This is a genomic window from Geobacillus sp. ZGt-1, assembly GCF_001026865.1.
GTDB lineage: Bacteria > Bacillota > Bacilli > Bacillales > Anoxybacillaceae > Geobacillus > Geobacillus thermoleovorans.
On the sequence record NZ_LDPD01000006.1, the window covers coordinates 33425 to 37014 of the forward strand.

Genomic DNA, 3590 nt, shown 5'->3' on the forward strand with positions numbered 1-3590 from the left:
ATCTTTTGGTGATGAACCAAATATATACCGGCACATTAGAAAAACCTTAGAATTTCAATCTATTCTAAATGTGAAAAAGGAGCTTTTTAGCTTTACATTAACTGCTTGGTGAAAAAAGATGGAATCTATGATGTCTTTATACATCTTTCATCAAGTAGTTAATGATAGATATCAACATATGGAAAGGAGGGAATGAAGAATGGCAAAGTTGGATGATTTCGATTTGGACATTGTTGTCAAAAAACAGGACAACATTGTACAACCTAATATTACAAGTAAATCTCTTTGTACCCCGGGTTGCATCACAGGAATCTTGATGTGCTTAACGCAAAATTCTTGTGTATCTTGTAACTCTTGCATTCGATGCTAATAACTTATAATTATTAATTGGAATATGGAAGAGTTGGAAAATTCTAGGATGATTGATCACAAGACAGCTTTCCAAGGAAAATAAAAGGGATTTAGTGCTTGGATCCACCCTTGATCGACACTCGTCAAGGGAGAAAAGGAGGACGATCCTGCGTTTTCAAAATTTATTAGGGGAGAGGGGATCGAATCATGAAGGAAAAACTTAAAATGGTTACTACTTTGCTTGCTTTTATCTCATTCATTGTGGTAGGGGGAGTCAGCGCCGCATCTTATGTTACGTATGCTGGGGTTCTCCCTCGTTTTCAAGGCGATACGGAATTAGCAAGCGCCAATAAAGCGACAAACAGTAAAAGTAAAGTGGAAAATTCGGTTGTGGGCGCCGATTATAAAGCAAACATGTGGATTCAGCAAGGTTCCACGAAAGTGTCGCCAACCGCGCTGAATGTAACCGATAATGACACGCGTTATTTCACTGTCGACCAAAGTGCTGTTGGCAAAAAAGTTTCATTAATGGCGGAAAATGCATCCTTCACTTACGTTACAGTTGACATCGCAGGCAAATTTTATCCCGACAATTGATCGATTTATAGGTATGTTCAGTCAACTTGGACAAGAAAGAGGTTTTCTTGGTCGGGGCGGTCTTCTTCAATATCACAAAGAAGACCGTCCTTAACAGAAGAATTAGGAGATGATAGTATGTATATAGAATTGATCAAACTTTTGAAAAATAGGAACTTTTACATCAGCGCAGCCTGCCTGTTGCTGCTTGTCATCGGCGCCGTCGTGTTGGGGGTGAAAGATTATCGTGAAAATGTGCAGTTGCTTGAACGAATTTACCACGACAATCCAAATGTTTTCGCCTTGGCATCGCCTCACCTTGAATGGGTTGGTCTAGGAGGCTTCCGCTTTAACGTATTTTCATCTCTATATTACTTCCTTTTTCCATTATTGTTGTCGATTCCATTGGTGGATTCGATTGATCGTGAGCGAAAGAGCGGAAATGTTCATTATCAATTGACACGGATGGGAAGAAGCGCTTATTACTGGGGGAAATTTTTGTTTTCTTATATCAGCGCGTTTTTCTTGTTTCTCCTTCCTCTTCTTTTTGGCGTCGTGCTCGTCAACCTTTTGACCAACCATTGGGATTATTCGAGCTTTTCCCAGGCATATCGGCAATTGGTCAATGGCACGTTGCCGTTGCCGGACAATTCGTTTGAAGGGGAAAAGAAAAGCCTTTTTTCTCCTTTATTGGAGATCTCCCCTTATTGGTATGTTCTCGCGTATTATATCATTGGCGGATTGTTTGCCAGCGGCTACGTCTGCCTTGGGTTAGGATTTTCCTTGTTGTTGAAAAATCGGTATTTGATTACTTTGATGCCACAAATCATTTATATGGTTTGTTGGGCGGCGCTGACTATCACCAACCAATTGGCTTGGGATCCGTTTAATTTCTTAATCCCTTCACAACCAGTGGAAGGATTGTCCTATTGGAAAATCGTCATCGTGTTTGTCCTCCAATTGTTGATTGCGGTAGCGGTATTTTCATATGGAGTGAAGAAAAGTGAAGATGTTCTCTAGACAGAACGTTTTTTTTGTTTGGCAAGATTTGCTGTTGCATCGAACCGTCATCAAAATGATTTTGGGCGTCATGGCTTTGTTGATGGTGGCGGGCATCTTGCCGCTAGGAATGGTGGTGGTGGGGAAGTGGCACAGCCTCAAAGATTTTATCTTGCTTTATCGGTATGAATTTTTTCATCTCCCTGCTTTTTTGTTTCTTTTAGGTTCCGCGCTTCAAACCAATGCGTGGGTGGTGCTAAGAAGATACCGCACGCGGAGGCAAATCGGTCTTCATAAAGCGTTGCTGGTCGTCGTTCTGGCGGGGGGCGTGTCTCTTTGGGTTGCCGCAGTAGGCGGATTATGTACAATGTTTGTGAAATACGTCATCTATCCTAATATGCCAAACGCCCATGCGGCTTTTTTGTACGTGCCGCATAGTGGGGATAAAAGCTCGTTTCTCTATTTTCTTGTCATGTACTTTTTCGTCACCGCGATATACGGATTGTTGTTTGTCGCATTCATTGATTTTGGGGGGAACCGCTTTTTCGCCTTCGCTGCCGTCATCATACTGGCTGTATTGGATATGTTCACTGTGCACATGCTCCCTTATTTGTTTTACATAAGTGAACAGACGGCTCCCGTTTGGACAATCTTAGTTCTCATTGCGATGATGCTGGTGCTGGTCTATACCATTTGCCTTTCGTCAAGCCAAAAAAACTACTATGTTCAGGATGATCTTTTATGAAACCGATGCATTTGGAGTTTACCCTGATCAAAATGGATGTCAAAAGAATTGTCATCACCTGCCTCCTGTTCCCACTGTTGGGCACTTTGATGTCCAGCTGGTCAGAGGCGTTTTCTTCCCAATGCCTATCGGAGTTGTTCTCCCGCTTATTCGGAGCGGTGACGATCTCGAATTGGATGTATTGGCTGATGATTTGCTTCGGCTATGTGGTGTTGCTCCAAATCGTTTGGAAAAAGCGGGATAAATATTTTGAACATAAACTGTTCATTTTGTTGAGGGATACGACGTCGTACACGATGGCTAGGCTGCTGGCAGGTGTTCTATTTACATTGGTGTATGTCTTGTCGGTGTTTTTGATCGCTGGCGGCTTCGGTCTCTTTGTGTCGCATATGGCGTTTTCGTTTGACCGTTCGCTCGTGCTCATGTTCGTGGGCATCGCCGTGAATTTGTATTGGCACGCCAGCGTGTGGATGTTGTTGAACGTGTATGCAACCCATCACTTGGCGAATGTTGTCATTCTCGCTTTGTTTTTTGTGGGTGTCAAGATGCCAACGCCTTTTATTCCTTTGTACTANAGCATGGCGGATCTCGTGCGGAGCAGCTCGATGTTCTGGTCGGCGTTGATGGTGGAGCTCTTGTCGATCGTTGCGTTCGGGTATTGGACGATCAAGAGAGTGAAGAACGCGGATTATATGTAGGAGGTTTTCAATTATGAAGGCGATCGTCTTATCCAATGTTTCCAAAACGATAAAAGCAAGGGAAGTTTTGCGCAATATCAACTTAGAGTTGGAAAGAGGAAAGATTTATGGATTTGTCGGGCCGAACGGGTCGGGAAAAACGATGTTATTCCGAGTCATCAGCGGACTTGTGAAGCCGTCCAGCGGCACGGTGGCGGTATTTGGCCAGACGTTGCACCAAG

At 43.3% G+C, this 3590-nt stretch carries 5 protein-coding genes; all 5 read left to right on the forward strand.

The features are described from left to right. Positions 1 to 199 precede the first annotated feature (199 nt). The gene (locus VU18_RS17070; protein ID WP_011229795.1) at positions 200 to 370 is read left to right on the forward strand and encodes a gallidermin/nisin family lantibiotic; all 171 of its coding nucleotides are present in this window, start codon (positions 200 to 202) and stop codon (positions 368 to 370) included. Positions 371 to 558: 188 nt separating this feature from the next. After that, positions 559 to 948 (forward strand): hypothetical protein, encoded by a 390-nt coding sequence (locus tag VU18_RS01215; RefSeq protein WP_011229796.1) that lies wholly within the window; start codon positions 559 to 561, stop codon positions 946 to 948. Between the two features lie 117 nt (positions 949 to 1065). Further along, entirely contained in the window at positions 1066 to 1947 is an 882-nt protein-coding gene (locus tag VU18_RS01220) for an NADH dehydrogenase (protein WP_011229797.1), read from the forward strand. Continuing rightward, positions 1931 to 2671 carry a hypothetical protein gene (locus tag VU18_RS01225; protein ID WP_014194784.1) on the forward strand — a complete coding sequence of 247 codons (741 nt, stop codon included), beginning with the start codon at positions 1931 to 1933 and terminating at the stop codon, positions 2669 to 2671. Before VU18_RS01220 ends, VU18_RS01225 begins: the two co-directional genes overlap by 17 nt. Positions 2672 to 3382: 711 nt before the next feature. Next, on the forward strand, positions 3383 to 3590 hold a 208-nt coding region (locus VU18_RS18650; protein ID WP_047757550.1), incomplete at its 3' end, for an ATP-binding cassette domain-containing protein.